The organism is Thalassotalea piscium, from assembly GCF_030295935.1.
Lineage (GTDB): Bacteria > Pseudomonadota > Gammaproteobacteria > Enterobacterales > Alteromonadaceae > Thalassotalea_B > Thalassotalea_B piscium.
Genome location: NZ_AP027362.1, coordinates 2,523,559 through 2,549,208, shown reverse-complemented (window position 1 = coordinate 2,549,208; position 25,650 = coordinate 2,523,559). Strand labels below are relative to the sequence as shown.

Annotated in this window: 28 protein-coding genes and 2 pseudogenes; 10 read left to right on the top strand and 20 right to left on the bottom strand. The window is 36.7% G+C overall.

The window, feature by feature from the left end; translation table 11 throughout:
• Positions 1–141: 141 nt before the first annotated feature.
• Positions 142–351, top strand: a pseudogene (locus QUD79_RS11155) (hypothetical protein); the annotation flags it as partial.
• A 30-nt stretch (positions 352–381) separates the two neighbouring features.
• On the opposite strand, the gene QUD79_RS11150 reads toward QUD79_RS11155, so the two are convergent.
• The 11 genes and pseudogenes from QUD79_RS11150 to QUD79_RS11100 form a co-directional block, all read right to left on the bottom strand.
• On the bottom strand, positions 382–1,515 hold the full coding sequence (locus tag QUD79_RS11150) for a hypothetical protein (protein WP_184426570.1): 1,134 nt from the start codon (positions 1,513–1,515) through the stop codon (positions 382–384).
• Between the two features lie 261 nt (positions 1,516–1,776).
• A pseudogene (locus QUD79_RS11145) lies at positions 1,777–2,337 on the bottom strand (transposase); the annotation flags it as partial.
• Between the two features lie 233 nt (positions 2,338–2,570).
• Positions 2,571–3,080 carry a hypothetical protein gene (locus QUD79_RS11140; RefSeq protein WP_184426899.1) on the bottom strand — a complete coding sequence of 170 codons (510 nt, stop codon included), beginning with the start codon at positions 3,078–3,080 and terminating at the stop codon, positions 2,571–2,573.
• 82 nt (positions 3,081–3,162) lie between these two features.
• Positions 3,163–3,582 (bottom strand): hypothetical protein, encoded by a 420-nt coding sequence (locus QUD79_RS11135; protein ID WP_184426897.1) that lies wholly within the window; start codon positions 3,580–3,582, stop codon positions 3,163–3,165.
• 100 nt (positions 3,583–3,682) lie between these two features.
• A complete protein-coding gene (locus QUD79_RS11130; protein ID WP_184426895.1) occupies positions 3,683–4,297 on the bottom strand; it encodes an FMN-binding negative transcriptional regulator in 615 nt (204 codons plus the stop codon).
• 32 nt (positions 4,298–4,329) lie between these two features.
• Positions 4,330–5,013 carry a DUF4386 family protein gene (locus QUD79_RS11125; protein WP_184426893.1) on the bottom strand — a complete coding sequence of 228 codons (684 nt, stop codon included), beginning with the start codon at positions 5,011–5,013 and terminating at the stop codon, positions 4,330–4,332.
• 129 nt (positions 5,014–5,142) lie between these two features.
• The gene (locus QUD79_RS11120; protein ID WP_007991288.1) at positions 5,143–5,553 is read right to left on the bottom strand and encodes a hypothetical protein; all 411 of its coding nucleotides are present in this window, start codon (positions 5,551–5,553) and stop codon (positions 5,143–5,145) included.
• Positions 5,554–5,710: 157 nt separating this feature from the next.
• Positions 5,711–6,397, bottom strand: a complete 687-nt coding sequence (locus QUD79_RS11115; protein ID WP_036983925.1) for a hypothetical protein — start codon at positions 6,395–6,397, stop codon at positions 5,711–5,713.
• A gap of 100 nt (positions 6,398–6,497) precedes the next feature.
• Positions 6,498–6,941, bottom strand: coding sequence for a hypothetical protein (locus QUD79_RS11110; RefSeq protein ID WP_221435300.1), 444 nt, complete (start codon positions 6,939–6,941; stop codon positions 6,498–6,500).
• An 84-nt stretch (positions 6,942–7,025) separates the two neighbouring features.
• Positions 7,026–7,214: a hypothetical protein gene (locus QUD79_RS11105; protein ID WP_246455055.1), complete on the bottom strand. Its 189-nt coding sequence runs from the start codon at positions 7,212–7,214 to the stop codon at positions 7,026–7,028.
• Between the two features lie 146 nt (positions 7,215–7,360).
• On the bottom strand, positions 7,361–7,738 hold the full coding sequence (locus QUD79_RS11100; RefSeq protein ID WP_184426886.1) for an energy transducer TonB: 378 nt from the start codon (positions 7,736–7,738) through the stop codon (positions 7,361–7,363).
• A gap of 349 nt (positions 7,739–8,087) precedes the next feature.
• Here QUD79_RS11100 and QUD79_RS11095 point away from each other — a divergent pair, with 349 nt between their 5' ends.
• Positions 8,088–9,047: an integron integrase gene (locus QUD79_RS11095; protein WP_184426948.1), complete on the top strand. Its 960-nt coding sequence runs from the start codon at positions 8,088–8,090 to the stop codon at positions 9,045–9,047.
• A 170-nt stretch (positions 9,048–9,217) separates the two neighbouring features.
• Here QUD79_RS11095 and QUD79_RS11090 read toward each other — a convergent pair whose 3' ends face one another.
• From QUD79_RS11090 to mfd, 4 genes are read right to left on the bottom strand one after another with little or no spacing between them, the layout of a single operon-like run.
• Entirely contained in the window at positions 9,218–9,562 is a 345-nt protein-coding gene (locus QUD79_RS11090; protein ID WP_184424808.1) for a Fis family transcriptional regulator, read from the bottom strand.
• Positions 9,563–9,565: 3 nt separating this feature from the next.
• A complete protein-coding gene (locus QUD79_RS11085; protein WP_184424810.1) occupies positions 9,566–9,853 on the bottom strand; it encodes a DUF1244 domain-containing protein in 288 nt (95 codons plus the stop codon).
• Between the two features lie 12 nt (positions 9,854–9,865).
• The gene (locus QUD79_RS11080; RefSeq protein WP_184424811.1) at positions 9,866–11,389 is read right to left on the bottom strand and encodes a CsiV family protein; all 1,524 of its coding nucleotides are present in this window, start codon (positions 11,387–11,389) and stop codon (positions 9,866–9,868) included.
• A 46-nt stretch (positions 11,390–11,435) separates the two neighbouring features.
• The gene (mfd, locus tag QUD79_RS11075; RefSeq protein ID WP_184424813.1) at positions 11,436–14,990 is read right to left on the bottom strand and encodes a transcription-repair coupling factor; all 3,555 of its coding nucleotides are present in this window, start codon (positions 14,988–14,990) and stop codon (positions 11,436–11,438) included.
• A 199-nt stretch (positions 14,991–15,189) separates the two neighbouring features.
• Here mfd and QUD79_RS11070 point away from each other — a divergent pair, with 199 nt between their 5' ends.
• The 4 genes from QUD79_RS11070 to QUD79_RS11055 all read left to right on the top strand — a co-directional run bounded on the left by QUD79_RS11070 (position 15,190) and on the right by QUD79_RS11055 (position 18,403).
• The gene (locus tag QUD79_RS11070; protein ID WP_184424815.1) at positions 15,190–15,885 is read left to right on the top strand and encodes a YehS family protein; all 696 of its coding nucleotides are present in this window, start codon (positions 15,190–15,192) and stop codon (positions 15,883–15,885) included.
• Between the two features lie 17 nt (positions 15,886–15,902).
• A complete protein-coding gene (locus tag QUD79_RS11065) occupies positions 15,903–16,847 on the top strand; it encodes a 2-hydroxyacid dehydrogenase (RefSeq protein ID WP_221435212.1) in 945 nt (314 codons plus the stop codon).
• An 85-nt stretch (positions 16,848–16,932) separates the two neighbouring features.
• On the top strand, positions 16,933–17,304 hold the full coding sequence (locus tag QUD79_RS11060; protein ID WP_184424817.1) for a putative zinc-binding protein: 372 nt from the start codon (positions 16,933–16,935) through the stop codon (positions 17,302–17,304).
• Positions 17,305–18,121: 817 nt separating this feature from the next.
• On the top strand, positions 18,122–18,403 hold the full coding sequence (locus QUD79_RS11055; RefSeq protein WP_221435213.1) for a DUF3465 domain-containing protein: 282 nt from the start codon (positions 18,122–18,124) through the stop codon (positions 18,401–18,403).
• A gap of 73 nt (positions 18,404–18,476) precedes the next feature.
• Here the strand turns inward: QUD79_RS11055 and fur are convergent, their stop codons facing one another.
• Positions 18,477–18,917: a ferric iron uptake transcriptional regulator gene (fur, locus tag QUD79_RS11050; RefSeq protein ID WP_184424819.1), complete on the bottom strand. Its 441-nt coding sequence runs from the start codon at positions 18,915–18,917 to the stop codon at positions 18,477–18,479.
• Between the two features lie 155 nt (positions 18,918–19,072).
• Here fur and QUD79_RS11045 point away from each other — a divergent pair, with 155 nt between their 5' ends.
• Complete coding sequence (locus QUD79_RS11045; RefSeq protein WP_184424821.1) at positions 19,073–19,531, top strand: DUF4442 domain-containing protein; 459 nt, start codon at positions 19,073–19,075, stop codon at positions 19,529–19,531.
• Positions 19,532–19,623: 92 nt separating this feature from the next.
• Here the strand turns inward: QUD79_RS11045 and fldA are convergent, their stop codons facing one another.
• The 4 genes from fldA to QUD79_RS11025 form a co-directional block, all read right to left on the bottom strand.
• Positions 19,624–20,151, bottom strand: a complete 528-nt coding sequence (gene fldA, locus QUD79_RS11040) for a flavodoxin FldA (protein WP_184424823.1) — start codon at positions 20,149–20,151, stop codon at positions 19,624–19,626.
• A gap of 26 nt (positions 20,152–20,177) precedes the next feature.
• A complete protein-coding gene (gene ybfE / locus QUD79_RS11035) occupies positions 20,178–20,459 on the bottom strand; it encodes a LexA regulated protein (RefSeq protein WP_184424825.1) in 282 nt (93 codons plus the stop codon).
• A gap of 6 nt (positions 20,460–20,465) precedes the next feature.
• Complete coding sequence (locus QUD79_RS11030) at positions 20,466–20,687, bottom strand: DUF2788 domain-containing protein (RefSeq protein WP_184424827.1); 222 nt, start codon at positions 20,685–20,687, stop codon at positions 20,466–20,468.
• Positions 20,688–20,827: 140 nt separating this feature from the next.
• A complete protein-coding gene (locus tag QUD79_RS11025) occupies positions 20,828–21,595 on the bottom strand; it encodes an alpha/beta fold hydrolase (protein ID WP_184424829.1) in 768 nt (255 codons plus the stop codon).
• Between the two features lie 180 nt (positions 21,596–21,775).
• Here QUD79_RS11025 and seqA point away from each other — a divergent pair, with 180 nt between their 5' ends.
• From seqA to astE, 3 genes are all read left to right on the top strand, one after another.
• Positions 21,776–22,327: a replication initiation negative regulator SeqA gene (seqA, locus tag QUD79_RS11020; protein WP_184424831.1), complete on the top strand. Its 552-nt coding sequence runs from the start codon at positions 21,776–21,778 to the stop codon at positions 22,325–22,327.
• A 29-nt stretch (positions 22,328–22,356) separates the two neighbouring features.
• Positions 22,357–24,003 (top strand): phosphoglucomutase (alpha-D-glucose-1,6-bisphosphate-dependent), encoded by a 1,647-nt coding sequence (gene pgm, locus QUD79_RS11015; RefSeq protein ID WP_184424833.1) that lies wholly within the window; start codon positions 22,357–22,359, stop codon positions 24,001–24,003.
• Between the two features lie 141 nt (positions 24,004–24,144).
• A complete protein-coding gene (gene astE, locus QUD79_RS11010; protein ID WP_184424835.1) occupies positions 24,145–25,221 on the top strand; it encodes a succinylglutamate desuccinylase in 1,077 nt (358 codons plus the stop codon).
• Positions 25,222–25,650: the final 429 nt, after the last annotated feature.

Here is a 25,650-nt window from a genome sequence, read left to right as displayed (position 1 = left end):
TATAGCCATAAGCTGACGTTAGCTTTTGAGTTGCTAACGACAGTTCAGAGCGTTCAAGAGAGGGGCGAGTATTTCAAAAAAAGATTTTGCCTAAGCTCCAAAGCAGACGATTAATATCATTATTAATTACTGTATTTTGCTAAATGGGCTTATCAGTAACTAGCAATACTGGGAGGTTGGAAATATACTAAACGCACAGGACATGCATCAGATAAGGTGTTATGGCAAGGATGGCTTAAATTACAAGCCATCCTTGAAGATTACAATTTAGCTAAGTCTTTTAAGCCTGACTTGTTATCAAGATACAGCCGAAATAGGACTTTTACTTTAGGAAATACATCTTCATTGTAGAGCTTTAGAGTGCTCTATGCGAATTGCGCTTTAATTATTGCCAAATTGCCCACAACTGTTGAGCCAACTGACTTGTGTGTATGTACATGTAGTACCTTCTTTGGTTGTAGAACAGGTTTTTACTCTTCTATTGTACTTACAAAGATCTTGTGGGTTTGTATTCGAAAAAGCATCTGCACCAGTGAACGGGTCATTGTATGTTCCTGAACCACCACTTTCTGGCATTTGGTCTTCTGGTATTGCTTCACTCTCTTCCTCAAAGTATTCTCGTAAGCAGTTGCTGATTCCCACACCTTCTAAATCAACTTCAGAACCAAAAATTTCATAATATTTAAAACCGTCTATTTTAGTAAACTCTGTGTTTAAGCTAAGGTTGAACACTGCAAGATTGTTACGGGTAGCATCTCCCGATATATTGACATCAAATGCTAAGCGATTATTGAAGTCTGTGCCGCGTGTTACAATTTGGTCAACTTCAAAATATTGGACACTTACAGATATACCAGCACCGGTTGTCCCAAAATTGATTCCTCCGCCACCGAGCAAGGACTCCTGCGTAAATTCAACTGCTGTACTACCACTCATTGCTGTAGTTACTCTAGCTGCCAACTCTGATCTTATAGCTCTTTTTTCATTTATACCTCGAAAAAATTTTGTAGGATGACTTTCGCATTCGTCACCATCACTAGCCCCAGAACCGTTGACATGCATGGCATAGCTTGGACTAGGCGACATTTCTAAGTCATGTATACTAGCATTTTGGATTGCGGCCTGTAATCCCTCATAAAAATCAAAAAACATATTCATTAAATTTGTTTGATCAGACGTTAAAGGGAAGCTAAACAAGTTGACTACAGGACGGTTTAGGGAGTCTATTGTAGTTGATGTTATAAATTTATACACATATTTAGTGTTAGTGACTGGAATCAATATCTCTTGTGTTACAGCTTCACAAAATGAAGCAACAGGGCCATTTCGATATATATCACAGTCGTTAATTGGAGCTTTTTCTCTAGCGATAGCTTCTGCATCAGCAAGAGTACAGTCTCTACAAGCAAAAGCTATATTTGGCTGTTGAATTAATTCATCACCCGCGCCTATAGCATGTTCCTGATATGATATTGTTGTAAATATTAACAAGCTTAATACTAAACGTTTTGTCATTTTCTTCCCTTAAATTTTTTATCCATTAATAATAAAAAATGATAGTCCCTTTTTTTAAATGTAAAGCCTTAATGTTTATATAATATTATTTGCTACTTTTACTAAGAACAAATAACAGTTAAAAACATAACAGATTAATAACATAAATGTAAATACTGCTCCTGTTAACAATACTTACATTTCCTTCGTTTCAAGTAATTTCTAAAAGTTGGATTTGTGTATAAGAAACAGCTGAACAAATATAAGCGACTGTCCTTGTTATTCTTTTAAGCCATCTTGAGATTGATGACGTTCGATAATACGTTTACTTGCTCGTGCTAGTTTAGCTTTTTTTCGCTCTAGTTCATCGAAGGTTCCACTCCACTCTTTGCTCGCGTTTGATTTTAACTTACAGCCATCAATGGCAAACATGTTGCGACCTATCAAACCTTCTTTGTCACATATCATTAAAACTTGCGTAAAGAGAGGTTCTATTTGGTCTTTCATTCGAGCAACGAACGAAGCTATTGAGGTGTAATGCGGTTGCACATCACCCGATAAACTCATAAAAGTAATGTTAGTTTCACACGCATTAGCAATGCGGCGACTAGTGATAAAACCACGAGAATAACCAAAGAGAATTATTTTTAACATCACAGACGGTGAATAGGCAGCTGCGCCGCCATTGTCGTTCTGATACCACTGTTCGAAGCCCGATAAATCAAGGTGATTATCAATAATATGCGCAAGCGCATATTCAAACGTTCCGGGGACTATTTGTTGTGAGAAATCGATGGGGATGAACTTACTTTGACAGGATAAATCAGGTTTATAATTGGCCATGATATTTTGCTATCGGTGAATAATATCTATTAGATCACAGCGAGGAACTTGCTTCAAGCTTAAAAAACAAACAATTGAGGAAATATAAAAAAAGACGTAAATACGTCTTTTTGGAGAAATTCTACAGCCTCAACGCCCACATTAAGGGGCTTTTTATTAGTTTGCTAAAATTGTGTAGCGAAGCGGAACTGAGCAAACTGTAAAAAGTCCCGCTTTAATTGCTTGTTATGTTACTAATACTCCAAGCAATAAACACCTGACTCATTAGCCCACTTTTTAATTTGCGGTATAACTTTATCATCTTGAATGTAAAATATATTCGTATAATCCCAGCTTTCAAAATACACGGCTGAAAACTCTGGTAAAACTAACCTGCAAAATTTATCTGAAGAATCATTATCACCAGCAGGATGTAAATAAATATCCATAGCTGCTTGAGAGCTAAACTTTCTAAAGGATGGGTAACAACGCTTCCATTTACCTTTAAATTTAAAATTCAATACTTCTGTATTTTTAGACATAACCTTTGCAAAATCATGCAATGATTTATCTCGTCGTAACCGCTCGGTTTTATCAGGAAAATCATTTTCAAACTCTTCACGAGTTAACCAATGATCAAAAACAGTTATTGCGACTTTTTTATAATGAGGTGAATCTTCTACACAATAAATTTTAAATAAATCAGGAAATTTTTTATCTAATTCAACCTGCCTATTTTTACTTAAATTTAAAAATTTACGCACAGACTTCCCTAGTAACATAACGCCCGCCTAACACGCAATGTGTTGGCATGGATTTTTGCGTTTTTTGCCAAAACCATGACAACTAATCATTGTCGGAGTTAAGGCGTTTGTTATGTGACGTTAAATGCCCATATATACGCCAACCTAAAATAGCCATAAAAAAAACAACAAAGAGTACATATGTTTTAGGTGACTCTTCAAAACTTATGTCGCTATTTTTAGCCGAAATTTCCCCTGCAAATAAGATATATAAAGTCCAAAGGGTGAGCCCGAGCGTAATAACCTTTTCTTGAGGCTTATTGAAATCAACTTTACGCCACCAAGAACTCTCAGACGCTTCACTATTACTTGCGTTGCTAACTCCATTTTCTTTTGCTTTATCTGCGTATTTTTGTAGATGCTTTTTTATTTCAGCATATCGTTCTGGCCAAGCATTTTTATCAATATGGTTTAACGCATCTAGCAATTCATCTTCCGTGTAGGATTGATAGTTTGGTTTCATATATAGTCACATAACGCCCAAATAATGGGCGAAAAATTGTTGGCTAAAATATGCGAGGCACGAGCGCGGCCAACTGTTTTTTGTCCTGTTGATTTGCTTGTTAACTGCCGATACCTAAATTCAATTTTTTCATGTGATTTGCTAAAGCAATATTATCTAAATCATCAGAATTTGAAAGAGCATTAAAAACCCCAATTTGATCTTCTTTTGTTCTTTGCTGACCAAGTTTTAATTTACCTTCGATTCTTGATAATTCAATTTTAAAGCCCACAATACCTGATAATAATTTATCTCTAAATTCATTCGTTATTATGTCTCGTTTAACTAATAGTTCAGGCTCATATTTATGCACAACTTCTTCTACTGCATCTAAAGTTTCATTGTCATTTAACAGGGATACAATACCGTAAACATGTACAGCAGAATAGTTCCATGTTGGTACTCCTGGTGATTTAGCGTACCAGCTTGGAGATATATAACTGTGTGGGCCAGTAAAAACTATTAAAACCTCTGTTTTATCTAATTCTTTCCAATGGGGATTAGCCTTTGCACAATGAGTATAAAGAGTTCCTTTCTCACCTTCATTTTTGTGCAAAACAAATGGAATGTGTGTTCCTGTAAGTGAGCTAGAAACGATAAGACCAAAACCGAATTCATCTATGAAATTATGAGTGGAAGATAAATCATCCATTTTGATATGGTTTGGAATGTACATGTAACTCCTTTGCCGATTAGACAGTTAACGCCTCAATCAGCCGACGCGTTAGCGGTCTGCTGGATTGATTTGTTAGCATTTTCCTCGGTTAGTAAACATATACCCAACCAAATAAACCAAACAATTTGTGATACGCCAAATACTTCAGTAAATAGTTTGTCAGGATAAATCGTTGCAATGCCCACTATGCCTACAAAATATCCGAGATAGTTAAGTGACCGGGGTAATCTGCCCTCTTGTATAGCTGCTACGCTAATCAATAGAACCCAAAGTCCGCCAACTAATTCATTTCCACCACCTATACTTTCTGTTATCACTGAAACGATTATCCACATATCAAGGGCTTTTTCTGGATTTGCATCCATCAGATCGATTGCATGATCAAGCCCGATATTCGAAATCATTCCACTTGCGATCACCAGACCGACCCAAATGCCCCCGAATAGAGATCCAATAGTAATTAAGGGATTAATTTTATGTTTAAGCCTCTCATACATACCAATAACGAGTATGGCCAGAAAAATGCCAAACACCACGTACATTAGAAAATAGATCATTGAAAATAGAAGTTGATTTTCTGCCATGTAAGTCATTTTTTCGACTGGACTACCATCAACCGGATATGACCAAAAAGCACCAAAATACACAAAGACTGCTATGTAAATAAGCCCTTGGAAAATTGCTGCGATACCAGCTAGTTTTTGTAGACCCTTCATTTGGCGAAACCCCGTTTGTTGTATTGCTAACGCCACCTTAAGCGGCAAAAAATTGTTTGCTAAAATGTTGAACGAAGTGAAAACAGCAAACTATTTTTTGTCCGTTTGAAGGTCTTGTTATATGCCGTATTATGCTAAGATATCAACCTTCCCATTTAACTGTTTACCGTCAAGATCTTTAAATTTACTTAAAACACCTGATAAAAAGTCAGTATTCTCACCAATGCTTTTTTTAAAATCTATAGATTTTTCAACTTGCCCAATTAAGTCTACTTTGATTTTACCTATTTTTTCGGGATCATTATTATATTGTTCAAGTACATTTAATGGTATAAATGGCACTACATCAAGTAAAGCACTTTCCCCTGATTTAATTAATGTATTAATTTCATCAATTGATATGTTTCTCATATCAATCTTTGTAGGTTGTGAATTATTTTGGTTTATGTTTTTTTCTACAGCAATAGATTCAGTCGGCATTTTATTGCCGCTAGCTGCTGTCGTAATGGAATAGTTTTGCCCTACATTTAAAATATTCATATTAATTCCTCATGTATTAATAGATATTTGATATTAATGCAAAAGGTGCACCATGTTAGATATTATACTAATGCCTATTTTAGGCATATAACGCCACGCTCTGCGGAAATATAGGAGCCTTAGCGAATAAATTTTCCGTAGTAGCGCCTTGTTAGTTTCACAGCCCAAACACCACTTCAAACTTCTCTCCATTGTTTAACCTTTCCAATCCTGAGTACAAACTTTTAGTATGCATTGGTTCAACAGCTATTCTTGATGCTTGGTAGTATTTCACACTTGTATTTGGAAAGTCGCTTAGAAAAAAAATAGATTTAACTTTTGCTAGTTCTTCCTCTGTTATCTCTATATTTTCAAGTAAAAAAGGTCTGCGATAGTCAACTTTAATACCTGTTCCTTCAATAAACCAGGCTGGTAATTGCGTAAGCTCTACAAGAAGGTCAGTTCTGTACCTTACCTCTGCATGAACAAATTCATGCGCTATCACGTCTGTGTTGAGCCCCTTAGGGCCTAGAAATATGCATTCTCTAAAGAACCCTGATGCTTGCATGCCCGTTGGATTAAAGCCAAAACTGGAGTACTGGTCCCCAGTTGTAGCAATAATTCTTGGTGAAGATATAGGGTTACCATACACATTTGAAACTCTTTCGATTGCATCATTTATTGCTTCTATCAAGTTCGATTGTTGTGCTTCGTCAAGGCTGTCATCAACATAGAGATTTGTTGAAATCTGAGAAAAATGCGTCTGCCCGATCATTTCGCATGCTATCGCATCCTTTTTAAAGAAGATAAAAGACGCAAAAAGAAGCAATATAAAAACAGGTACAAGAATTTTAAATATTCGCACAAACTTTCCTTGTGAAACTAACGCCCAAATTTAGCGCGGAAAGCCGCGCAGCGGGTTGACGTCGCAGCCAGCGCTTTTTGCTGGCGATAATATTTGATTGTTATGTGCCTGATTTTAAAGCAGTACTATGCTCAATACTGCCAACAATAAAACAAACGCCAACGTACAACCAAACAGTGCTAGCAACTATTTGCCAAATATCGACACCGGTTGCTGTAGCAAATGCTGGAATACCAATTAATCCTCGCAAAGTACAAAGTAACGCGATGGTAATTAAAGCAGGTTTAACCAATGGAACCTTGCGTATTAAACCAACGGCTGAAAAAGCAAACACCGTACACGCCAGCATTAAACCTGCAACAATTATGGTACCGACAGGTGCAAGCAAAGTACCTTGTTGAGCTGAGTCTATGATTTGCTTAGGCGCTCGTGCAAAAGCAAACCAGCTTGGCCCGCCCCAAATACAAAGTAAATGCCATATAGCTGCAGCCGATGCAATAACGCCACCACTAATTAATAGTTTTGATTTAACACTAAAACTCAATACGAGCTCCATTCTGCTTTAGCACATAACGCTCAAAGCAGCTGCGCGGTACGCGTCAGCTGCCTTTGCTTGTTATAAACCACCTTACCCACTTACAGCCTCTGATGTAGAACCTACATCTTTCTTAAGCAGTAGCACGACGAAGTAAACCAAAGCAAAAGGCGGAATTAACGATAAAACAACGCCCAATAAACCGGCTAAAACAGGAGTTTGCGTTTTACGACGGCCAAGGTAATAACAGACTGCGCCCATGATTAAGGCGAATAAAGCCATGAACTCGCCGAGCAGCGTAGCATTAATATTCAACTGAACTCTCCCTGTGGTTTATAACGCCTCATTAAGAGGCAATAAAATAGTTGGTTAAAATAAGCGAGGCACGAGCAAAAACCAACTGTTTTTTGTCCTGTTTTAATGACTTGTTATATTTTTGGTGCAACGAATGTAAACTCTTTAATCACATAAACAGGAGTTTTTTTAATATTATATTCTGTATTTATATAGTGAATTTCTTTTAATGCTCTTAAAGCAAACTTATCCCAGCCACCTTTAGACTCTGTAATAATTGGATTGAATATTTCTCCATTAGAATCAATTAAATATTTAACCTTAACAAAACCAGATTCTTTAGGTGGAGTGAAATTATTGCTAAATGTAAGGCTATCTTGCGTTGGAGTCCAATATTTTTGAAGCTCAGATATTTTTACTGTGACAGGAGGCTCATTAAGCAACTCCTTACTTTTAGAACTACACCCCACAATAAAAACAACCATTAATAACAGTAAACTTAAATTTTTCATTTGAACTCCTTGTAAAAATATAACAGCTTATTATGGAGACTTCTCAGTAATGTCCGTTCCATATTTTTTATTTATTATCTCTTAATATTCCACAATTTCAACAAATTATAAATATTAATTTAACTATAATTGATTATGTTCGAATATTACTGAGAAGCCTCAGTAATATCCAGCCAACAAGAAAAAAATAAAAGTATATTATTCAATAATTTAAGTTGATTATTTTATAGTACTCTTATCATTTGGTCATTTACTGAGACTTCTCAGTAATATCAAATTAAGAAATTTATTTGATCTTTATATAATTGAAACCTATAACTGTATATAAATACAGCTATAGGTTTTAATTATGTCTACATCACCTTTCCTTGAAAGTATCCGCCATATCCTTCGTACGAAGCATTACAGTATTCAAACTGAAAAAACATATTTACTTTGGATTAAACGATTTATTCTTTTTAACCAAAAGCGTCACCCAAAAGATATGGGAGAACAAGAGGTTAGTAACTATTTAACCTACTTAGCTGTTGATAGACAAGTTACTGCTTCAACTCAAAATTTAGCACTTTGCTCAATCGTTTTTATGTACAAGCATGTGTTTGAGCGCGAGCTTACTCTATTATCTAATATGGTCAGAGCAAAAGCACCGACCAGAGTGCCTATGGTATTATCAAATCAGGAAGCAACTACAATTATCAATGAACTAAAACATCCTTATCATCTTATGTTTAGCTTGTTATACGGCTGTGGATTAAGAAAAGCAGAGTTATTGAGGTTACGAATAAAAGATATTGATTTTGATGGTAATTCAATTTACGTTTTTAGAGGTAAAGGGGCTAAAGACCGAATGACCTTACTACCAAAAACACTTATAGAATCACTTCAATCTCAAATAAAAAAAGTCGAAGACTTGCATCATAAAGACTTAGCTGAAGGTGAGGGAAAAACTAGTTTACCTTCTGGATTAGCACGAAAATACCCTAAAGCTATTACGCAGTTTAAATGGCAGTATTTATTTCCCTCAACCGTGAGATGTCAACACCCAACAGATGGTTACTATTGTCGTCATCACTTACATTGGACTTCATTAACCAAAGCGCTAAGAGTTGCTGTTTTAAAGACGGGTATCAGAAAACATGTTACAGCACATACGTTTCGGCATTCGTTTGCAACTCAGTTATTGTTAAATGGAGCTGATATTAGAACGGTACAAGAGTTGTTAGGACATAACGATTTAAAGACTACACAAATATATACACATGTCGTTGGTCAACATTCATCAGGAACTTTAAGCCCAATTGATAGGTAATACCAACCTCACTAACTATGTGATCATTTCTACTGGCTAAAACAATCAACTACTGCGTTATTTATTTTATAATTAGAACAACTAGTTATGAAAATAAATGCCTTGTATTTGACTATTTTTACTGCGTATAAAATAGATCACTTATTTAATAAAACTGGTATAAACTCTTATTAATGTTGGTCTAAACGTTTGGCCCAGTTGCCTCCATGCTCTTTATTGCAGCGCTCTTCACTATCGTAAGAGACATGAGGCGCTATATTTTTAAACTTAATTCCCATAGTGTTTAGTTTTGCTTGAATTAAAGGTAACAGTACTTTGTTTTCCATTAGCTTATAGCGGGTAACACTTTCATCGGTATCAAATACACAAATAATTTGTAGGCTTTCAGGGAAGTTTGAATAGTTCACTCGATGCGTTAACCATTGAAAGCCTTCAACACCTTCTGCTGCCGAGTCACATACATCAGTTAGCAAATTAATCAGCTGGCTATCAATTTTTTTATCTGTTTTGCGCATACGTTACTTATTGTTGAGCTGATTAAATTTTTCGAGCTGTTCTGGTGTGGCTGGAAGTTGATGCTTCTCTTTCCATTCACTGTAAGGCATACCATAAACTTGTTCACGTGCTTGCTCTATGTTTACATCTACCCCTAGCTTTTCAGCCTCAGCTACTGTCCATTTTGAAAAGCAGTTACGGCAAAAGCCCGCTAGGTTCATAAGCTCTATATTTTGAACATCTTTACGGTTATCTAAATGTCTTAATAAGCGGCGAAATACCGCTGCTTGTATTTCAATTTCTTTATCCATAGTTTTTCAGCCTTAATTTTCGGGTAGTTCAGGACGTTTGTGTCGACGAATTTGCACTATCATTCCCATGTAGGGGTGATCAAAATAGTGCGTTTCGGTACTAATAACTTGTCGACGTTGTTTAAATGTAATGGTTTGAAGATTTAACGGTGTATTAGGGCGTAACTTCATTGTTTCTTGCTCGGCTAATGTTAAATTAAGCATGTTAAAGTCTGCAAGTATGTTAAGCCGATTATTATTATTAATATAAATTTGCATAAACCCTTGAAGATACCATGGTTGGATAGGGGGCTTTGGTGGCTCAAACATAAAAGTGTCAGGTGCCGAGCTATCTAGCTCAAGTGCTAATGGCGGCTTTTCAAGATCAGCTATCAGTGTCGATGTATCATCAGTAACTGTTGCGAGTTTTTCAATTATACGCGCTAACTGTTTTTCTTTATTTTGTTGAAACTGACTTTCCTCTGTTAACACTTCTTTGTCGTTAGCATTTTCAGATAATAAGGTGTTAAGTGATTGCTCTTGCGCAAGTAATTGTGTTTTTTGTGCTTGATATAAAGCAAGCTCATCAAGATAGTGTTGCTGTAAGTTGTCGCCAGCAAATAACTTTACGGGTATAGCGCGACGTCTGCTTGATACAGGTTGTCTCCAACCAATATGCAGTATAGGTCTAAAGTCTCTGCTACGTCTTAATTGCTTAACAATGTCGTGTAACGCTAATGAGTCTTTATTAAGTAAATAAGGTGCAGTGTTATAGAGGTTCTCAATATCGCTAATTTCACTTGGTACTTTGTTAATAGGAAAACCTAAATAACTATAGCGACTTTTATCAGGTGATAATGATTCAAATTCACTTTTTGTGATTTGACAGAGTAATTTGCTGTTCGTTGAAACGTTACTTGAATAGGTAAACTGTATAGGTGAAAAGTAAGCTTCGGCAGCATTGACTAATGCGACTTGCTCTGGTGTTAACGTTGTGTCTATATTACTTTCTTGTCGATGAATATCATCAATATTATTAAACTGTTCTTGTGAAGGAATCACGTTGCCTTCTTGTGTGTATGTTTGTGCTTTATCAGTAACTACACGGCTATAAAAATCGTCATCGTTTTTGCTTTGCTCTTGTTCTAAGGTGTTGATTAATTTTGTATTGTTAGCATTTTTAAATTCTGCAGATGTGACAATTGGCTGATTGAGTTCATCAGTAATGCTTTCTAATGATTTAACTGCGATTATTGATGGCAGCTTAGCACTTTCATGGTATTGAAATAGCTGGTTTTCGCTATTACAAAATGGCAGCTTTTGTTTTAAGTGTGCTATGTCAGGGCTCAAATAAGGGGTTAGTAAGTCAAGTGGCTTACTGAAGTGTGGTAATTTTTTGTCGTCAGCAAAAACTTCTTTTAAGCCGCTTTTATCAGCAAGTTGGCTAATTAAAATAACTTCAATATCAAACCAACGCTCATTACTTTGGCTTGCAGCCAAAACAGCGCTTGAAAGTATTAGGCTTGATAATAGGGTAACCGCTTGTTTAATTTTCATTTTTTTCCCGAAATAATAATCGAACTCATCATAACAAAAATTTAGCTTAACTTTTCGACAAATCATTAAGAATTGATGTAATTAAGGTAAACCTTGCTTTTACATCGTCACTTTTTTGTACGAACTTTAATTTATTTGCGCCTTCCATTTTAAACACTTTTGGCTGCTGTTGAATTAAACCAATAATAAAGCTGGGGTCTACTTTAGTGGTGTCACTAAACTCAATTGATCCACCTAGTGGCCCAACATCAATACGGTCTATACCTATTGCTTGTGCTTTTAGTCTTAGCTTTGCAATATGAATAATATTCTTGGCAGGTTGTGGCAACAAGCCAAAACGATCAATTAATTCAATTTGCACTTCGTCTAATTGGTTGTTGTTAACACAGCTAGCAATTCGCTTATACATACTAAGCCTTAAGCTTACGTCAAAGATATAATCGTCAGGTAAAAGCGCAGGAATGCGTAAGTCAATTTCAGTTTGTTTTGCCATTACTTGATCGAGCGATGGTTGTTTGCCTGCTTTTAAAGAGTTAACGGCGTGATCTAACATTTCCATGTATAGGCTAAACCCTATCTGGCTCATAGAACCACTTTGCTCTTCGCCGAGTAATTCACCTGCACCACGAATTTCTAAATCGTGAGTAGCAAGGGTAAAACCAGCGCCTAAATCTTCAAGCGAAGCTATTGCGTCGAGGCGTTTTTTTGCATCTTTAGAGATCAGCCTTTCATGTGGTGTTAATAAATAGGCGTAGGCTTGATGATGCGAACGACCAACACGGCCACGTAACTGATGCAGCTGCGCTAAACCTAAACGGTCGGCTCTATCCATTATAATGGTGTTAGCACTTGGTACATCTATACCTGTTTCTATAATAGTAGTACAAACAAGCACATTAAAACGTTGGTGATAAAAGTCGCTCATTATTCGTTCAAGATCACGTTCTCGCATTTGGCCATGTGCAGTTATAACATTTGCCTCGGGTAATAACGCTTTAATTTCTTCTGCGGTACGCTCAATAGTGTCTACATTATTATGGAGAAAATAGACTTGACCACCACGTAATATTTCACGCAATATTGACTCACGTATTAATGCGTCATCGCGTTGACGTACAAAGGTTTTAACGGCTAAGCGTTTTGCTGGCGGTGTGGCAATAATTGATAAGTCGCGCATGCCGCCCATCGCCATATTCAAAGTACGAGGAATGGGGGTGGCAGTTAGTGTTAAAATATCAACGTTACTACGCAGTTGTTTAATTTTCTCTTTTTGTTTTACACCAAATCGATGTTCTTCATCAACTATTAGCAGTCCTAAATCTTTATACTTAATTGCGTTTTGTAATAATTTATGGGTACCGATTAATATATCTATATGGCCCGATTCAACTTTTGCAATTACTGCGCTTTGTTCTTTTGCTGTTTTAAATCGAGAGAGCACTTCTATTGACACTGGCCAGTTAGCAAAACGGTCTCTAAAATTATCATAATGCTGTTGTGCAAGTAATGTAGTAGGAACAAGAATAGCGACTTGTTTACCATCGTTTACGGCAATAAAAGCTGCGCGCATAGCTACTTCAGTTTTACCAAAACCAACATCACCACAAACGAGGCGATCCATAGTTTTGGGTGATAACATATCACTAATAACGGCATTAATTGCTTGCTCTTGGTCGTGTGTTTCTTCAAAACCAAAACTGTCAGCAAATGCGCGATACTCTTCTTTATTACGTTTAAATCCGTACCCTTGATTACTGGCTCGTTTTGCATAAATGTCAAGCAACTCGGCTGCTACATCTTTTACTTTTTCTGCGGCTTTGCGTTTAGCTTTACTCCAACTGTCCGTGCCTAATTTATGCAATGGTGCGTGTTCAGAGTCTGTACCTGAGTAACGACTAATTAAGTGCAAGGAAGCAACTGGCACATAAAGTTTAGCGTCGTTTGCGTAACTTAACGTTAAAAACTCTGTGGTAATACCACCCGTTTCCAGCGTTTGTAAGCCAAGGTAACGGCCAATTCCGTGGTCGATATGAACAACCGGTTGGCCAATTGACAATTCAGCTAAGTTTTTAAATAGGGCATCGGCTTGAATATCTTGTTGTTTATTACGTCGACGTGTTTGTCTTACTCTATCGCCTAACAACTCAGTTTCTGTGATCAGTGCAATTGCATTTTTGACTGATGCACCTTTATTTTGAAATACAAAGCCGGCGCTTAACGCATTAACCGTTATGCCTATTTTTTCATTTGAATTAACAAATTCTTCAATTGTTTTAAATTGGGTAGGGGTAATATCTATCCGCTGTAGTAACTCTAAAACACTTTCTCTTCTGCCTTGGCTTTCTGCAACAAATAACACTTTGCTCGGTGTTGTTTTAGCTGCTAAATATTGTTTGATTAAATCAAAAGGGTGTTTAAGGTGGTGATCAATTGTAATGTCTGGCAGCGGCTTTACATCGTACTGAATAACGCCGCGTTGTTCACCTGGGGTATTAACAGTGGTAATTTCTGTTACGGAGCTATTTTCAGCGGTATCGGTAGACTTTACTTTTAACGGGTGTTTAATGGTAATTCTATCGAATGGTTTTAATGCGCTATAGAGCTCATCGCTACTTAAAAATAAGCTGTTAGGTGCAAGTAAAGGACGAGTAAGATCGTAGCGGCGATCTTCATAACGGTAATTAATGTCTAACCAATAACTTTCAAGTGATTTATCAATATCACCGGAAATAATAACTAAGGTATTTTCAGAGAGATAGTCACATAAAGTATTTGTTGTATCAAAAAACAGGGGTAAATAATATTCAATCCCTGCGGGCATAATGCCGTTACTTACTTGATGATAAATAGACTCTTTATTAATGATACTTGGGAATTGATCACGATATTGCTGACGAAACATATTAATGCCGTCAGTATCTGTTGGAAATTCATGGGCAGGTAATAAGTCAATCTTTTCAACTTTATCACTTGAACGTTGGTTTTCTGGATCGAATAAGCGTATCTCTTCTATTTCATCATCGAAAAAGTCTAATCTAAACGGACTAGTACTTCCCATTGGGTAAAGATCTAAAATTGCGCCTCGTGCAGAAAACTCACCATGCTCCATTACTTGATCAACATAACGGTAACCACTTGCTTCCAAGTTTTGTCTTAGTTGGTGTAGATCTTTTTTATCACCTTTATTAATTAATAGGCTATTACTCTCAAGGTAATGTTTAGGTGCTAAACGTTGCGACAATGTTGTAACTGGCACAATAACAATACCGTTAGTCATTCTCGACATTTTATATAGGGTAGATAAGCGTTGAGAAATAATATCTTGGTGCGGTGAAAACGAGTCGTAAGGTAATGTTTCCCAATCAGGAAATAAGCAAATTTCAAGTTTGTGGCTATTTAAACTTTGGAGCTCATGCTCCAGCCTAATAGCGTTTGGCGTGTCATGCACCACAATTAATACGGGTTGTTGTGACTGCACCGCGGCTTGATACATTGCAATAGTGGCGCTACTACCTGTTAAGTTGCTCCATATTTTTTTATCTGCATTTTTGCCACGACGACTGGTAAGTACCGGAGAAAATAAAAGGTGTTGTTTACTCATTGAATGCTTACTATATTTTGATTGAAGGAGAGCTATTTGTAAGTGATATATCTTATCACGACTTTCGTTAAATTTTGATGTATTAAGTTAAAAGAGTGATAAAATAGTATAATGTTGGCATTGGCCATATTATTAGCTCAAATTGAGCATTATTATATTTGTGAGTGCTAGTAAAGCAAACACACCCCTGGAGAATTCATTGACTAATAACGACGTGTTGCGACGTATCCGCTATGCTTTTGATTTTAGAGATACAAAATTAATCAGTATTTTTGCCTTAGGTGGCTTAAATGTTGAGCTTGATCAAGTAAAGCGTTGGTTAAAAAAAGATGATGATGAACAGATGTTAGCATTAGAAGACGTTGAGCTTGCTAGCTTTCTCAATGGGTATATTGTTGAAAAAAGGGGACCACGAAAAGATGGTGAGAAAGTAGAAGCTGAAACTACCTTGACTAAAAACCTTATTTTAATGAAGCTAAAAATCGCGTTGTCATTGCAAACAGATGATATTGTATCTATGTTAGCTAAAGCAGGTTTTACTGTTGGGCAGTCTGAGCTAACCGCATTTTTTAGAAAACCAACACACAAAAACTATCGTCATTGTAAAGCACAGTTTTTACGTAACTTTATTCAAGCGATTCAAGATCAACATCGACCTTTTGCACCAGCGCCACGCCAAGATAAAAAAGTAGATAAAAAGCAAGATACCTATAATAAAAAAACTCATAACAATTCAAGTGAGCATAAATCATCTAGTCAATCTTATGCTAAGTCACGCGATAAAAAACCGGTGCCAAAAGAAGTTTATGTAAACCCTAAAGCGAAAAAGCCGGAAGCTAAGCAAACTGAGCGTAAGGTGTTAAAATTAAAGCCAGAAGATATTTACAAGCAATAAGCTGTGAATTTATTCAAATGTCTAAAGTGATCCCTTTTATTAGTCAGTTGCCTGTACATGAGCAAAATCAATGGTTGGCGAAATTAAACCAAGTGCTTGCTCCCCATCAAGTGATTTTAGCTGAACGTATGAGTAATGAGGAAAAGCTGCAGGTAAAGGTTGCGATAGTTGCGAATCCTGAGCCGACTGAACTAGCATTATTTACTAACTTAGTTTGGGTGCAAAGTTTATGGGCAGGAGTTGAGCGTTTAGTTAAAGAAATAGCACAACCACAATTTAACATTGTACGCATGGTAGACCCTAAGTTAGCTCAAACAATGGCAGAGGCGGTATTAACATGGAGTTTATATTTACACCGACAAATCCCCCTGTATATTGCCCAACAAAAAAGAGGTGATTGGCAGCAGCACCCTGTTGTTAATGCCTCAGAATGCAATATTGGTGTTTTAGGGTTAGGAAAGCTTGGTCAAGCCAGCGCGCTGCGTTTAAAAGATAATGGCTTTAATGTATATGGCTGGAGCGCTAGTTCAAAAAACCTAACCGGCGTTAAGTGCTACAGCGGGAAAAAAGGTTTAGAGACGCTACTGGCTAATGTAAATATTGTAGTCGTTTTATTACCGTTGACAGATGCCACTGATTTACTACTTAATAAAGCGCTTATTTATAAATTGCCTAAAGGTGCGAACATTATTAATTTTGCACGGGGGAGAGTTATCGACCTTCAAGCGGTGATCGAAGGATTAGATAATGGCCAGTTATCGCATGCGGTTTTAGATGTATTTGAGCATGAACCCTTAATGCCAAACGATCCATTATGGCGGCATGGTAAAATTACTATTTTACCTCATATTTCAGCACCAACCAATTTAACTTCCGCCGCTCAGGTTGTACGTAAGAACATTTTACACTATTTCAACGAAGGGATAATACCTGAAGCAGTGAACATAAAACGAGCATATTAATAAAGCTTGATGTAAATCAAAACGACAATATTAAACCTTGTTAGACTTGCGGGTATTGAATGTAAGCAAGGAAATTCTATTGGATATGTTAAAGCCTATTGTTTATGCGTGTGCTGGCTGCTCAAATGTTGCTCGTATAGCACATGATGTTGCACTAACATTAGATTGTGATGGTTTAGCGGAAATGTCGTGTGTTTCCGGTGTTATTGGTAATATTGCCCCCATTAAAGCACTCGCTACTTCAGGAAGGAAAATTATAGCTATTGATGGCTGCTCACTTTCCTGCACAAAAGCGTGTTTAAACGCATGTAAAATTGAACCTGATCACTACTTCACAATTACAGATTTAGGGATCGAAAAAAGAGATAAATGGAAAGATTCTTTAACTGACAATAGTTTAGCTATTAATAGCATATATAAAACGCTTGATAAGCATGGGATAAACTTTGTTAATTAATGAAACTGGTATAACTTCAGTTTAGACAAAAGTGCTTAAACTAGACTGAGGTTTTATCGCTGATGCTAGCACTGATCTGTGTTTGTTAATAAAACTGGCGTGTTTAATAGCTATCTTGTTATATTGGCTTTATGAAAGTTCATCAAACTTTGACAGTTATTGCAAACAAGCTAGCTGTTTGTATAGGTATAATAAAACTTATTTCGATATTTATTGTTATCGCAATAATATACCTATTTGGTTTTTCATCAATACAAACACAAAACCAATTACTACAACCTTTATTTCTTGGGCTCATTTGGCTATTACTGTTAAAGCTATTCATTAACAGCTTTGCAAGAAAACTATGCGACGAACAAAGGAGTGGTTGTTGGTTTACGATAAAAAACAAAGTAAAAAACACACTTCGTTATCTGGTTTTGCTTAGTTTTATTTTAGTCTCTTTAACTGCTTGCTACTTTTCTATAAGACTGTTGAGCTTGTAGTATTTTACTTAACCTGAACTCGGGTTAATGAATGTTGACTTTCTCACATAAAACATTATTTTTTCAATAGTTTAATTTTATTCACTATTTAAAAAGCTAACCTTTACTTCTCTGTATTGATAGTTTTGTGAATATCAAGGCGAATTTTTTGATCCAATAGCGGGCTATTGGCAACAAATTCAACGTAGATAGGCTCAAAAATAGCTTACTGAGTAACTTTGCTTAACCCGAGTTCAGGTTACTTATTAAATGCTCAAGTTAACAGCCTTTAACTTGATGCGTTTGCTATAAGTAGCACCGCTGCGGTACTACTTTTACTGAGGTTGGGGCGAGTGAAAGCAATTGGAATTGTACATAAAATACTACCAGATGATTTAAAAGGTAGTAGGCATCAACGATTTATCGTCAAACTAAAAGATAACCAAACCGTCCTTATAATTCACAATATAGATATTAGCCGTAAAATACATGATCTGCGTATTGGTGATAAAGTTGAATTTTCAGGTGAGTACCAGTGGAATAGTGCCGGCGGAATGGTGCATTGGACGCACAAAGACCCCCATAGCAAGCAGAAGGGGGGATGGATAAAGCACAAAGATCGCCTATACAATTAAATACTTAAGCTAAGCGATTAAATAGAAAAAGCCTCATATCATGAGGCTTTAAACTACTTTAAACGGTATGGTATTACTGATTCTTTCTAAATATTTCACAAGCGACTTTATCATCGCACTCGCCATACAAATAGAGGCTATGGTTAGTCAGTTTCATCTTGTGTTGCTTGGCAACTTTTTCTTGTTGTTGCTCAATTATGTCGTCTTCAAACTCAACAACTTTGCCACACTTTAAACACACTAGGTGATCATGGTGGTTATTTTGAGTTAGCTCGAATACAGATTTACCGCCTTCAAAGTGGTGACGTGTAACAATACCCGCATCGTCAAATTGATTTAAAACACGATAAACAGTTGCTAGACCAATTTCCTCATTCTGATCAAGCAATATTTTATAGACCTCTTCAGCACTGATGTGTTGGTTATCAGGATGCTGCAATATCGCTAAAATCTTAACTCTAGGCAAGGTGATTTTTAATCCCGCCCTTTTTAGCTCTTCATTTTGCTCTGCCATATAAATTGCTTCTCACATTGTTGGATAAACCAAAAATTATAGGTGGTTCGAGTCAGGGTTGGAAGCGCTATTTCATTTAAAGTCGATAAATAGGTGTTTTTCTTTAAATTGCATGGTGGTACGATGAGTTAATTGTAATTAATGTGTTGTAAAAAATGTTTAAAAAATCTTGGGTAATGAAATTATTACTTAATCTATGGCCACCTTTTCTATTTTCGGGTATTCGTGTTGTCTATTTATCTAAAGATTTTCGTGAAGCGAAAGTTGAATTAAGAATGCGCCCTTGGAACAAAAATGCGGTAGGTGCTCACTTTGGTGGTTCTCTCTATTCAATGACAGATCCCTTTTATATGTTAATGTTGATGCCGCAATTAGGAGACCAATACTACGTATGGGACAAAAAAGCAGATATAGAGTATGTTAAACCAGGTAAAGGTGTTGTATATGCAGAGTTTCATATTAATGAGGCCATGATTGACGATATTATTATTAATACCGCTAATGGTGAAAAGTATTTACCTGAATTTTCGGTGCTTGTGAAAGACCAAGAGGGAGATGTAGTTGCAGAACTTAACAGGCAACTGTATATTCGCAAGAAAAAACGACATCGCTAGTTTTTTATAATATTGAAGGTAGTTTTTTTTACTTTGGATTTAAAAACCCACCGGAAAGTGGGTTTTATTTCAATTAACATTGTAACGAACAATTAATCCGCTAGTTCAGCTAAACACATTTCTTCGTAAACTTGCTTAACCCATTTATCAACACGTTCTTCGGTTAGTTCTGGTTGACGGTCTTCGTCAATACATAAACCGATAAAGGTGTTTTCATCAACAAGGCCTTTAGATGCTTCAAATTCGTAGCCTTCAGTTGGCCAATTGCCAACAACAATAGCACCTTTAGATTCAACGATATCACGCAGTGGAGCCATGGCATCACAGAAATATTCAGCGTAGTCTTCTTGATCACCTAAACCGAATATTGCAACTAGCTTATCGGTAAAGTCAATTTCTTCTAATTCTGGAAGAAAGTCGTCCCAGTCACATTGGTTTTCGCCGTAATACCACGTTGGGATCCCAAGTATGATCAAATCAAATTCTGCGATTTCTTCTTTGGTGCTTTTAGCGATATCTTTTACATCAACTAACTTTTTACCCAGTTTTTTCTGGATCATTTTACTGACTGCTTCAGTATTACCAGTATCACTACCGAAAAATAAACCTACAATTGCCATTGAATTTTTACCTTTTATTTCTAAAATTAATTCTGCTGCTTTGCTAGTGCTTCAACTATCAAGGCTTCAATTAGCTCGCTTCGGTTTACACCTTTACTTGTAGCTAATTGCTCTAACTGTTCGATTATGCTTTGGTGAATTTTAAATTCAACGCGTTTTAAGCCATTGCTTTTATCACGCTTTACTTGGTTACGTTTATTGATTTTTACCTGTACGCTCCGAGAGTAAGGATTAGTTTTCGGACGTCCGGGACGTTTTTCATCGCTGAATAAATCAATTGTGGTAATGTCTGCGTTTTGTTTTGCCATTGTCGATTAACCTACGCCTTGGCTTTCCCAAACAAGCTGAATAATACCTTTGGCGATAAAACCAGCACAACCAAGAAAAAGTACAAGGTACACAACATAACGCCCCATTTTAGGCACGTCATTTTTCTTCATCACGTCATTTATTGATAAACCAATGAAAATGAAGATAAAAGCAAAAAATAAATTGAGCCCAACGGTTTCTATAACGACAAAATATTCTGCAAGCATAACTCACCCTATAAAATTCACGCGCACTATAGCATAAGCGTAACTCTTAGCACATAGCTTTTCTTTTATTGTCATATTAAATACGCGATTAAGTAGACTTCTTTGATGTTTTTTTGATAGACATCAAAGATCAACACGTTCTAGTTATTCGCTATAAAATCTAAAACGACTTTATTAAAAGCGACAGTTTTTTCAGCATGCAACCAATGACCAGCACCTTGTATTATTTTAGCTTTACTGGCAGGAAATAACTGAGTTATGGTGTTTTTATGTTCAGGTAAAATGTAATTTGAATTTCCGCCTTTGATAAATAAGGCTGGCCCCGAGTATTGGCTATTACCATTATAGCTAGCCATTATTTGCGGATAACACTCAACAATATTATGTAGATTACATTTAAATTGCCATTGTTCATTCATTAGCACTAAGTTACGAAGCAAAAACTGCCTTACACCTACCTCTTTCACATAAGGTGATAACTGCTTATCAGCATCTTTACGTGACGTTATTTTGGTTAAGTCAATCGCTTGTAATCCTGCTAATATTTGTTGGTGGTGTGCCGGATATTTTACAGGGGCAATATCAGCTACAATAAGTTGTGCAACTCGATTTGGAAAAGTTAACGCAACCTCCATTGCTATTTTTCCACCCATAGAGTGACCTAAGATAGTACATTGCTCTATAGCTAAATGGTCTAGCAAAGCGATAATATCTTGTGCAAGCTCGGAATATGCCATCGTATTGTCATGAAAAGAGTCGCCATGGTTCCTAACATCTACGCTAGTAACACAGTAATGTGCTTTTAGATCTCTAGCTACCATGTTTAAGTTGTCTAAACTGCCAAGTAGCCCGTGAATTAATATTACATGCGGGCCAGTACCTTGTTGTTGGTAATTTAAAATAGACATAACAATTCTCAACGTTTAAATGTAGGGGTATTGTCGTTGTTTTTAATTTCTGTTGCAAAGCGAAAGCGAAACTTTACGGTAAAAGATGTTAATTCATGTTAATCAACGCTAGAGACTTACACTTAAGGTAAGTATAATTAATGTAGATTAACCAAATACTTTTAATTATTTAGGCTTTTAATGAAAAACATTGAAGTAGATGAAGAGCTCTACCAATACATTGTTACCCATACACAAGAAATTGGTGAAAGTGCCTCTTCTATATTAAGAAGATTACTCAAGTTAAGTGAAAGCAATGTTGCGTTAACTACAAAAGACGCACAAACTTCGCCTGATGGTTCACATAATGATGAAGGTTCACGTCAAGAGGAAATACCAGACGTAAGTGTTGCTAAAGGTTCAATTTTTAATATTATAAATCGTGAAGAATTAGCCATGCAGCGCGGTGCGGTAGGGCGTTTTTTAATTATTTTAGCGGCACTTCACCGAGTTCATTCAAATCAGTTTGATAAAGTCTGTGATATTAGAGGTCGTAATCGACTTTATTTTGCCACGAGTGAAACAGAGCTTGAGCAAAGTGGCAGTAGTACCAAGCCTCGCCAAATCCCTGACAGTAATTTTTGGGTTATTACTAATTCTAATACCACTCGCAAAAAAATGATGTTAACAGAAGTGGCAAAAGAAATGGGCTATAGCAACGATGATGTTGAGGCAATAAGAGATTTACTTTAATTACCTAATAATTACTAAAAGGATATAAAATGTCGGTGCACCCCCACGCAGGAAAAGCGGTTAGACCGCAAGACAGAGTAAACTTAGGGCGTTTAGTTAGCGATTACTTTTTAATGAAACCAGATGTTAGCCTAAATGAACAAAAGGTTACATTTGGAACTTCTGGCCATCGTGGTAATGCAAGTTTATGTAGTTTTAATGAACAACATATTGCGGCTATTTGTCAGGCTATTGCAGAATATCGTACAGTTCAGGGGTATAAAGGGCCGCTTTACCTAGGTAAAGACACCCATGCCTTGTCTGAACCTGCCTTTGCCACGGCATTATCGGTACTTATTGCTAATAAAGTTCCGGTAATTATACAAACAGACATGGGCTATACACCAACACCTGTAATATCACGTTTGATCATTGTTCATAATAAAACTAACAATAGCCAAGCCGACGGATTAATTATAACGCCTTCTCATAATCCACCCACAGATGGCGGAATAAAGTATAACCCACCTCATGGAGGGCCAGCGGAAGGCGAAGTTACGAAAATAATAGAGCAGCGAGCTAACGATATTATTGTTAATGGCATGGCCGATGTGAAAGCTGTTGATCTTGAAGTGGCACTTAGCTCAAACCTACTTTCCAAAGAAAATTTCATTCAATTTTACACTGAGCAACTCGAACAAGTGCTCGACTTAACAGCAATAAGCCAAGCAAATGTTTGTATTGGCGTTGATCCTTTAGGTGGTTCTGGTATCGATTATTGGCCTGTAATAGCCCAGCGTTATCAATTGAACTTAACGATTGTAAACTCTGTTGTAGATAGCAGCTTTTCTTTCATGCCATTAGATAAAGACGGCAAAATCCGAATGGATTGCTCTTCTCCTTATGCAATGGCTGGCTTAATAGCGATGAAAGATGACTTTGATGTAGCTGTTGGTAATGATCCTGACTTTGATCGCCATGGCATTGTAACTAAGTCAGGTGGGCTAATGAACCCGAACCATTTTCTAGCGGTAGCCATTCATTACTTAATGACCCACAGAGATTGGTCTCAAACGTGTAAAATTGGCAAAACGTTAGTTTCAAGCAGCTTAATCGATCGAGTTGCTAGGTTAATTAATAGACCACTATCTGAAGTGCCTGTGGGCTTTAAGTGGTTTGTTGACGGTTTACATTCAGGTGAATACGCATTTGGTGGTGAAGAAAGTGCTGGCGCCTCTTTTCTAGCAAAAGATGGTAGCTGTTGGACGACAGACAAAGACGGTTTTATAATGGCGTTACTTGCCGCTGAAATTTTAGCGGTTACCGGTAAAGACCCTTACCAATATTACTTAGATCTCGTAGGGCAATTGGGACAACCTTGTTACGGACGTGTTGAAGCTGTAGCGTCTTTTGAACAAAAACAAGTGCTATCTTCGCTAACACCTGAAATGGTAACTTCAAACACCTTAGCAGGTGAAGAGGTTAAGCAAGTATTATCTCATGCGCCTGGCAATGGTGCGGCTATCGGTGGTTTAAAAGTGGTTACCGACAATGGCTGGTTTGCAGCAAGACCTTCAGGCACCGAAGATATTTATAAAATTTATGCTGAAAGCTTTATAGACGAAGCCCATTTACAGCAAATAATTTTAGATGCGCAAACGCTTGTGAGTAATGTATTTAAAGAAGCAGGGGTATAGTTGCTACTATGTAGGTTTGACTTAGGCTGCTCAGATTTATTAACGTATTTTGAGCGCCAATTGCCAACCTACATTTATCACTTTTTTCAACACGCCCTAATAACGTAATCAATTATTATCCAAAGTAGGTACCAGCTCAATATGAAATTAACAGCACAACATTTACAGCAGCAACTCACTCATACGGGCGACTTTTTATCACTTACTCGCCAGTACCCCGAGGGGTTTGGCACTAGTGTTACCTTTCAAGTGAAAAATTTGCACCAAATTATTAATGTAAATGTGCTCGAAACGGGTTTGATTATTTTTGAACCAGTTTCGAAGACCACCACTCAGGATATTGTGCTTTCTAGTGCTGTACATGGTAATGAAACTGCACCGATTGAAATTTGTGCTGATCTTATTCAACAACTTATTATGGGGCAGCTTTACTTAGCTGAACGCGTTTTATTTATATTTGGTAATCCAGCCTCTATGAATATTGCTGAGCGCTTTGTCGAAGAGAATATGAATCGTTTATTTTCTGGTGGGCATTCACAAGATCAAGGCCAAGGTGCAGGTCTTATTAATAAGGAACGCTTAAGAGCGAAGCTTTTAGAAGACACTGTTCGAGAGTTTTTCGAACAAGGTAGTCAAGTTAGTCAGAATAGAAAGCGTAGCCATTACGACTTGCATACAGCAATTAGAGGCTCAAAAAATGATAAATTTGCTGTTTACCCTTTTCGTCATGGCAAGCCTTGGAAAAAAGAGCAACTATCATTTTTACAAGCCTGTGGTATTGAAACAATACTCCTTTCGCATTCACCAACTACAACGTTTAGTTACTATTCATCGAATGAATTTGGTGCAGATGCCTTTACTGTTGAACTTGGAAAAGTAATGCCTTTTGGTGAAAATGATATGAGTAAATTTACCCAAGTTAAGTCGACATTAACGGCATTAATTTCAGGTAATAAGCTTGAGCTGAAACCCTTTAATGAAAGTGACTTTTATATTTATGAAATTCATCAAATTATTAACCGAACGCATGAAAACTTTTCATTTACTTTTGCTGATGATGCCGAGAACTTCACTGATTTCCCCAAAGGTAGTGTATTAGCATACGACGGTGATAAAGCGATTGTGACAGAGGTGGAAGGAGAGGCAATTATTTTTCCTAATGCAGAAGTAGCTATTGGGCAAAGAGCTTTATTAACCGTAATCCCTGCCAAAATTTGATTAATAAGCCCTTTTAGCCCTGCACTTATATTGTACGCTTCAAGTATTTTTGAGCGGAGGGGCATTATAAACATTTTGTAAACTTTTATGCTCAGTATGATAAAAATTGGCGGTAAATGAGCACGGGTAAAACTTGTTTTTCAGTTTACGTAAAGGTAAAGTGCGGTCAATAAATATATTCAATGATTAAAGGTCTGTTAATCTTTTAGTTTAAAAACGCAGTTGGCATGAATATATGGCAATCGTGGCACTTACATAAAACCCTTATGTGTTGTCAGTCTAGGTTAAAGGGCCGAGAGTAACGTTTTTAAGGCAATCTTTAGCGAAGACTAAAATAAAAGATCAACTGAACCTTATAATAAAATTTAACCAACTATACTTTACGTATTCTTAATAATAGTTATACCTTGCGCGCAAGGGATAAAACAA

What these genes read in the sequence shown, in the direction of transcription:
- pgm (WP_184424833.1), top strand. Translation starts at nt 22,357, where the DNA reads ATGTCGGTGCACCCCCACGCAGGAAAAGCGGTTAGACCGCAAGACAGA.
- mfd (WP_184424813.1), bottom strand. Translation starts at nt 14,990, where the DNA reads ATGAGTAAACAACACCTTTTATTTTCTCCGGTACTTACCAGTCGTCGT.
- QUD79_RS11045 (WP_184424821.1), top strand. Translation starts at nt 19,073, where the DNA reads ATGTTTAAAAAATCTTGGGTAATGAAATTATTACTTAATCTATGGCCA.
- QUD79_RS11080 (WP_184424811.1), bottom strand. Translation starts at nt 11,389, where the DNA reads ATGAAAATTAAACAAGCGGTTACCCTATTATCAAGCCTAATACTTTCA.
- QUD79_RS11100 (WP_184426886.1), bottom strand. Translation starts at nt 7,738, where the DNA reads ATGAAAAATTTAAGTTTACTGTTATTAATGGTTGTTTTTATTGTGGGG.
- QUD79_RS11125 (WP_184426893.1), bottom strand. Translation starts at nt 5,013, where the DNA reads ATGAAGGGTCTACAAAAACTAGCTGGTATCGCAGCAATTTTCCAAGGG.
- QUD79_RS11030 (WP_184424827.1), bottom strand. Translation starts at nt 20,687, where the DNA reads ATGCTTGCAGAATATTTTGTCGTTATAGAAACCGTTGGGCTCAATTTA.
- seqA (WP_184424831.1), top strand. Translation starts at nt 21,776, where the DNA reads ATGAAAAACATTGAAGTAGATGAAGAGCTCTACCAATACATTGTTACC.
- QUD79_RS11085 (WP_184424810.1), bottom strand. Translation starts at nt 9,853, where the DNA reads ATGGATAAAGAAATTGAAATACAAGCAGCGGTATTTCGCCGCTTATTA.
- QUD79_RS11135 (WP_184426897.1), bottom strand. Translation starts at nt 3,582, where the DNA reads ATGAAACCAAACTATCAATCCTACACGGAAGATGAATTGCTAGATGCG.
- fur (WP_184424819.1), bottom strand. Translation starts at nt 18,917, where the DNA reads ATGGCAGAGCAAAATGAAGAGCTAAAAAGGGCGGGATTAAAAATCACC.
- QUD79_RS11120 (WP_007991288.1), bottom strand. Translation starts at nt 5,553, where the DNA reads ATGAATATTTTAAATGTAGGGCAAAACTATTCCATTACGACAGCAGCT.
- fldA (WP_184424823.1), bottom strand. Translation starts at nt 20,151, where the DNA reads ATGGCAATTGTAGGTTTATTTTTCGGTAGTGATACTGGTAATACTGAA.
- QUD79_RS11090 (WP_184424808.1), bottom strand. Translation starts at nt 9,562, where the DNA reads ATGCGCAAAACAGATAAAAAAATTGATAGCCAGCTGATTAATTTGCTA.
- QUD79_RS11065 (WP_221435212.1), top strand. Translation starts at nt 15,903, where the DNA reads ATGTCTAAAGTGATCCCTTTTATTAGTCAGTTGCCTGTACATGAGCAA.
- QUD79_RS11095 (WP_184426948.1), top strand. Translation starts at nt 8,088, where the DNA reads ATGTCTACATCACCTTTCCTTGAAAGTATCCGCCATATCCTTCGTACG.
- QUD79_RS11060 (WP_184424817.1), top strand. Translation starts at nt 16,933, where the DNA reads ATGTTAAAGCCTATTGTTTATGCGTGTGCTGGCTGCTCAAATGTTGCT.
- QUD79_RS11025 (WP_184424829.1), bottom strand. Translation starts at nt 21,595, where the DNA reads ATGTCTATTTTAAATTACCAACAACAAGGTACTGGCCCGCATGTAATA.
- QUD79_RS11105 (WP_246455055.1), bottom strand. Translation starts at nt 7,214, where the DNA reads ATGGCTTTATTCGCCTTAATCATGGGCGCAGTCTGTTATTACCTTGGC.
- ybfE (WP_184424825.1), bottom strand. Translation starts at nt 20,459, where the DNA reads ATGGCAAAACAAAACGCAGACATTACCACAATTGATTTATTCAGCGAT.
- QUD79_RS11150 (WP_184426570.1), bottom strand. Translation starts at nt 1,515, where the DNA reads ATGACAAAACGTTTAGTATTAAGCTTGTTAATATTTACAACAATATCA.
- QUD79_RS11130 (WP_184426895.1), bottom strand. Translation starts at nt 4,297, where the DNA reads ATGTACATTCCAAACCATATCAAAATGGATGATTTATCTTCCACTCAT.
- astE (WP_184424835.1), top strand. Translation starts at nt 24,145, where the DNA reads ATGAAATTAACAGCACAACATTTACAGCAGCAACTCACTCATACGGGC.